This is a genomic window from Mesorhizobium sp. M2A.F.Ca.ET.067.02.1.1 (assembly GCF_004023285.1).
Classification (GTDB): domain Bacteria; phylum Pseudomonadota; class Alphaproteobacteria; order Rhizobiales; family Rhizobiaceae; genus Mesorhizobium.
This window is the reverse complement of sequence record NZ_RZSB01000492.1, coordinates 1-4,576: the sequence shown is the minus strand read 5'-3', so window position 1 is coordinate 4,576 and position 4,576 is coordinate 1. Positions and strand designations below refer to the sequence as shown.

Sequence of the window (4,576 nt, the reverse complement as noted above, 5' to 3'; positions counted from 1 at the left end):
CGGGAAAGGTGCCCCCTCCGTTGCGGCCTCGGGCGCGTCGTTAGCCTTCGCTCTTGTCGTGCCTGTCTTCCTCGCCGCCCGCGCCATTGCCGCCTAACCGTGCTCGCCTGCTCTCAAGGATGCGCTCGATGACGGCGGCATCCGCTTCGTATTCCCGCGCCCGCTGGCCGAACTGATTGGCCAGTTCGGAGCGACGCCGTGTCTTTTCCCGCTCGGCCATGCGCCGGGCAAACTCCGCCCGCTGCTGATGCGAGCGAAGCAGGCTCCACAGGATCTCGTCCGCTTCGATAGCCTGAGCCTCTATCACTGCGTCGGCGGTGAAGGCATGCCCGGTATGACACCGATAGCGGAGCATGTCACCGTCTTCGATCTCCCACAACGGCCCGTGGCATTCCGGGCATGTAAACACCGACAATTGCCCAAGTCGATCTTCGTCTTTCATGGTCGAATGCTCCTGCGCGGCGATGGCCGCCTCCAATCTTACCATCGGCGGTGCCGCAAAGGTCTCGCCCGGCGGCTCGGCAGTCAGCTTTGCAAGCAAAGCGCCGAGCTCGGCAGCAGGCAGGCAGTGGTCGACCTCGACATAATGCAGCGCGCTTTCCACCATGGAAGGTACCAGCGTATCTTTAGGATGCTGGACGACCGCCAGCCCGCCGACGGCCTTGACGGCCCTCAACCCGGCGGTGCCGTCGGACATCGCACCCGACAGCAGCACGCCGATGACGCTGGCGCCGTAGCTCAGCGCCGCTGAACGGAACAAAGGATCGATGGCCGGCCGGGCGAGGTTTTCGCGCGGGCCGCGCCGCAGCATCATATGGCCATCGTGAAGAAGAAGATGGAAACCCGGCGGCGCCACATAGATGCAGCCCATCCTGAACGCCGCGCCGTTCCTGGCCGGCTGCGCTTCGAGCCTCCCCGCGCGGTCGAGGATATCGGGCAGGTAGCTGACCTGGCCGATATGCACCACGACGAACACGGCCGCCGGCAGATCGGCGGGCAGATCGGCGACGATCCGCTTCAGAGGCTCGATCCCGCCGGCCGACGCGCCGATAACGATGATGTTGTGGTTGTTCGTTGGGCTTGTGGAACGGGCCATTCCGCGACGAGCCTCCATTGGGCTGTAAGAACCGCTCCGTTGCGGTGATGGCGGCATCGCGGTTCAGCGACCGGTCAGGTGTTTAACAATGCAATCCACGCGATGTTCCATCGCTGCCGGTTCAAGCGCCTGCCCGCTGTCCCAAAAGATGGCTGGAACATAGGAGATCGCTGGCAGTTCGGGTTCGCTTCGGACGCCATGCCAAGGCGTCTGTTGAAGACGGGTGGGCAACACCTGGTCGGCCCGCGCCTGCCCTCGCTGGCGTGGGCTTCAGGCCCCGGCAGAACCTGCCGCGCCGCCGTGCAGATGTCGCCGCCACAACCACAGGAGACAGCAATGAAGCATCAGACCTCATACGAACTTCAATCGGTGGCAATCGTCGATCGGCTCGGCTTGATTCCCCTTGCGACGAGAAGGCAGCGGATCGAGCGGTGGGCGGAATTGCTCGATCGCAATCCTCAGCGTTGCCTCTCGGCGCTGACGGGCACCGAATATGTCGATCCCGGCGTCCGTGAACGGGTGCGGGCGGATGGCTCGCCGCTCGCGGTTGCCTTCGATGATCCGCTGCTGCGCGCGGCCGGGTTGCAATCGGACACCTATGGCGAGGCGAAGCGCTTCTTCGAACTCTCCGATTGGCAATTGCATGATGTCGTCTGCAGCTGCCATACCGGCGCGACGATGCAGGCCAGCTGGGCCGCCGCGCGGGTGCGTCGAATTGTAAAGGGCAACCGGATCCTCGGATGGCTCAGAAGCCGCTTCGTGCAATAAGAGAGTTGCCGGCGAGCGCAGGTCGCCGGCGGCCCGATCAGTGCAAAAGAGAGGCTCCGCGCGACCAGGCTATCCTGCGCATAATGCTGTTCAGCCAGTCGGTGATCGATGAGGCCTCGGGCCTATTGTCGATATCCTCAAGCGCCTGTTCCAGAGTGTGCTCGACAAGGCGGTCAGAGGCCCCGGCATCGTCCAGCAGCAAACGTGCGGTAAGCCGGAGCTTGGGCAGCAGCGCGACGACGTCCTCCGCCGCAGACACCGGCTGCGGGACGGTCGCTGGCTCTGCGGAGGGCTCCGGCGGGAACAACGCATCGACCAGGCTGATGCGGTTCGAGGACTTGCTCAGGCTGCTGGCGAAACGCAAATGCTCGGGGATGGCGATGTCGTCATATCCGCTGAAGAACACGAAGGGCACGTTGCGCAGCATCAGTTCGTCCGCCACCGGAAAAATCTTGCGGCCGTGCAGGTCGATGTCCAGGATCGCGGCCTCGGCTGCTTTGGCATGTCGTCCGGCCTGTTCCAGCGTCGCCACCGGTCCCAGGATGATCGCGCCCATGTCAGCGAAGAAGGTCGCGAGATCGCTGGCGAGCAGCCACTCGTCCTCCGCAATCAAGAGGTGAAGTCCCCTGAGGTTTCGCACACACGAACTCCGTCAATAGCATTCCGTGGTGAGACCGCAGCCCTGGACCATGCCGCGCCGACATCGGCGCGCATGACAGTGAGGCCGCAGGGAAGCCAGATGTTAGAACGCAGCGACGGGTGAACCGTTCCGGCCGTTCGCGCATGCTTCGATCCGATCCGGCAGGCATGGAACCATTGCGCTGGCCCGCGGTTCGGCACGAGGCGGGACTTGGCCGGGAACCAGGACCATGACATCGCACGGCGAAGCCTCCAAGGATGATAACGAGTGTGAGAATGCCGAACGGGTCCGCGACCTCGCGGAAAGAGCGGGAATTCCAAGCGGGTTGGCGCTGGCGCAGATCCTGAAATACGGAAACGATCCGCGCGTGCTCGATCGCGAGGCGGCAAAGCTGAAGCGGGACGCGGACAATGGCGATAGATAGGGGCAGCCGTGCTTGACGATCCGATGGTCCTCATCCTGATGTATTTCGTCTTGCCGGTCTGGCTGATCGCGGGGTTTGCCGATTGGCTCTGCCACCGCGCGACCCACATAGAATCCACGACCGGCGCGAAGGAATCGCTCATCCATCTCCTGATGTTCGCCGAGGTCGGGATCCCGCTGCTTGCGGCAATGTTCCTCGAGGTGAACGCCCTGGTCGTCGCCGTGATGATCGTCACCTTCTTTGTCCATGAAGCGACAGCGATGTGGGACGTGCGCTACGCGACCACGGCGCGCACGGTGAGCCCTATCGAGCAGCATGTGCACAGCTTCCTGGAGATGATCCCGCTGATGGGCCTGGTCATCGTGGTGGCGCTGCATTGGGGGCAATTCCTGGCGCTGTTTGGCGCCGGAACGGAAGAAGCTCGCTTCGATCTGACCTGGAAACCTCAGCAACTGCCGGTGACATATGTTGCCGCCGTGATGGTCATTATCGTGCTGTTCGAACTGCTGCCCTATGTGGAGGAGTTCTTCAGAGGACTGCGCGCCAACTCGGGCCGGCTCGTTCCAGCCAAGGCAAAGCGGCACAAGGCCGGCGACACCGCCGCACGATGAAGCGCCTCATCGTCTCAGCCATTCTGGTCGATAGCATGAGGCGAGGGCTGCTGGGCACCGCCAGCCGGACGCCCGCCATTCTGGCCAGCCCACAGCCAGAGGGCGACCAGAACGATCACCAGAAGGCCAACTGCGAATATGATACGGCGCATCCGCGACCTCAGCCGCCTGGCCTGTTGGCGGCCGGGTCCGAGCCGACCCCAACAGCAGGATCGGGCGCCACCGGACCGCGCTCGGCCTCCGAACCTTCCGACTCGATCTCCTGAACGGCTTGATCCCAATGTTCCTGCTGGCGCCCCTCGGGGCGGCCTTCGCGTTCCCATATTTCGTGGGCGCGCTGCCTGATCCGTTCTTCCCTGTTCATGCCGGACTCCTCTCGCGGCTGAGCTCCCCTGCCCGCGCCTAATCCGGTGGGGGGAGGTTTGTTCCACCGAGGACTTTGTTTCGGCTGCCCGGGAGTTGGGAACTCCGTCCTCGCGCCGGTGTTTTCTTCCATCAACCGGAGATCAGTCATGAACAACATCCAGAACCGTCGCGAGACGGGCGCCAGGAAATATCCGGCGAATACCGATCCGGATCCGAGCGACGAATTTTCCCAGGACGCCGCCAGCAACGAAAGACCTCACGTCGATCCAGGCCTTAGCCGCAAACAGGGCGAGGTCGAGGACAAGACCCACCAATCGGAAGGCCGCAATCCGCCGCGGCAACCGACGCCGAGCCCGGCGACCGAAAAAAGCTCAGGCGCCGGCCCTGCGGTCGCGGAGCATTCCAAGGACGCGAAAGCGCCCCGGAGCGGCCGTCAGCCCGGCGCCTATGTAAAGGAATGATGGCGCCGCAGACGTCGTGGAACATAGCTATGACTTCTAAGTTCGGGGAATGGCCGCCGCCGACGATCCGGCGGCGGATCGTGAGGCTCTGGAACCGTCCGGAGCCGCCGCAACCCCGGCGGATCGGCTATGAACACAACAGCGTCAAGCGAACATCTGCAGGCACGGGCAGCGGCGGTTGGGGTACGCCCACCCCCCCCGCGGGGCCAG

7 protein-coding genes are annotated in these 4,576 nt (G+C 63.9%); 4 read left to right on the top strand and 3 right to left on the bottom strand.

Annotation, left to right across the window (positions count from 1 at the left end; all coding sequences use genetic code 11):
• Positions 1 to 40: 40 nt before the first annotated feature.
• The gene (locus tag EOA28_RS25885; RefSeq protein ID WP_245463190.1) at positions 41 to 1,096 is read right to left on the bottom strand and encodes a chemotaxis protein CheB; all 1,056 of its coding nucleotides are present in this window, start codon (positions 1,094 to 1,096) and stop codon (positions 41 to 43) included.
• 336 nt (positions 1,097 to 1,432) lie between these two features.
• On the opposite strand from EOA28_RS25885, the gene EOA28_RS25880 reads away from it, so the two are divergent.
• Entirely contained in the window at positions 1,433 to 1,864 is a 432-nt protein-coding gene (locus EOA28_RS25880) for a hypothetical protein (RefSeq protein ID WP_126079182.1), read from the top strand.
• A 37-nt stretch (positions 1,865 to 1,901) separates the two neighbouring features.
• Here EOA28_RS25880 and EOA28_RS25875 read toward each other — a convergent pair whose 3' ends face one another.
• The gene (locus tag EOA28_RS25875; protein ID WP_245463191.1) at positions 1,902 to 2,477 is read right to left on the bottom strand and encodes a response regulator; all 576 of its coding nucleotides are present in this window, start codon (positions 2,475 to 2,477) and stop codon (positions 1,902 to 1,904) included.
• A 256-nt stretch (positions 2,478 to 2,733) separates the two neighbouring features.
• Here EOA28_RS25875 and EOA28_RS25870 point away from each other — a divergent pair, with 256 nt between their 5' ends.
• Positions 2,734 to 2,928 carry a hypothetical protein gene (locus EOA28_RS25870; RefSeq protein ID WP_127251934.1) on the top strand — a complete coding sequence of 65 codons (195 nt, stop codon included), beginning with the start codon at positions 2,734 to 2,736 and terminating at the stop codon, positions 2,926 to 2,928.
• Positions 2,929 to 2,936: 8 nt separating this feature from the next.
• Complete coding sequence (locus EOA28_RS25865; protein ID WP_127251935.1) at positions 2,937 to 3,539, top strand: diguanylate cyclase; 603 nt, start codon at positions 2,937 to 2,939, stop codon at positions 3,537 to 3,539.
• 160 nt (positions 3,540 to 3,699) lie between these two features.
• On the opposite strand, the gene EOA28_RS25860 is transcribed toward EOA28_RS25865, so the two are convergent.
• The gene (locus EOA28_RS25860) at positions 3,700 to 3,903 is read right to left on the bottom strand and encodes a DUF2934 domain-containing protein (RefSeq protein ID WP_127251936.1); all 204 of its coding nucleotides are present in this window, start codon (positions 3,901 to 3,903) and stop codon (positions 3,700 to 3,702) included.
• A gap of 148 nt (positions 3,904 to 4,051) precedes the next feature.
• On the opposite strand from EOA28_RS25860, the gene EOA28_RS25855 reads away from it, so the two are divergent.
• Positions 4,052 to 4,366: a hypothetical protein gene (locus tag EOA28_RS25855; protein ID WP_127251937.1), complete on the top strand. Its 315-nt coding sequence runs from the start codon at positions 4,052 to 4,054 to the stop codon at positions 4,364 to 4,366.
• The last annotated feature ends 210 nt before the right edge of the window (positions 4,367 to 4,576 follow it).

Coding starts and splice junctions, on each gene's coding strand:
- EOA28_RS25855 (WP_127251937.1), top strand. CDS start 4,052: ATGAACAACATCCAGAACCGTCGCGAGACGGGCGCCAGGAAATATCCG.
- EOA28_RS25870 (WP_127251934.1), top strand. CDS start 2,734: ATGACATCGCACGGCGAAGCCTCCAAGGATGATAACGAGTGTGAGAAT.
- EOA28_RS25880 (WP_126079182.1), top strand. CDS start 1,433: ATGAAGCATCAGACCTCATACGAACTTCAATCGGTGGCAATCGTCGAT.
- EOA28_RS25860 (WP_127251936.1), bottom strand. CDS start 3,903: ATGAACAGGGAAGAACGGATCAGGCAGCGCGCCCACGAAATATGGGAA.
- EOA28_RS25885 (WP_245463190.1), bottom strand. CDS start 1,096: ATGGCCCGTTCCACAAGCCCAACGAACAACCACAACATCATCGTTATC.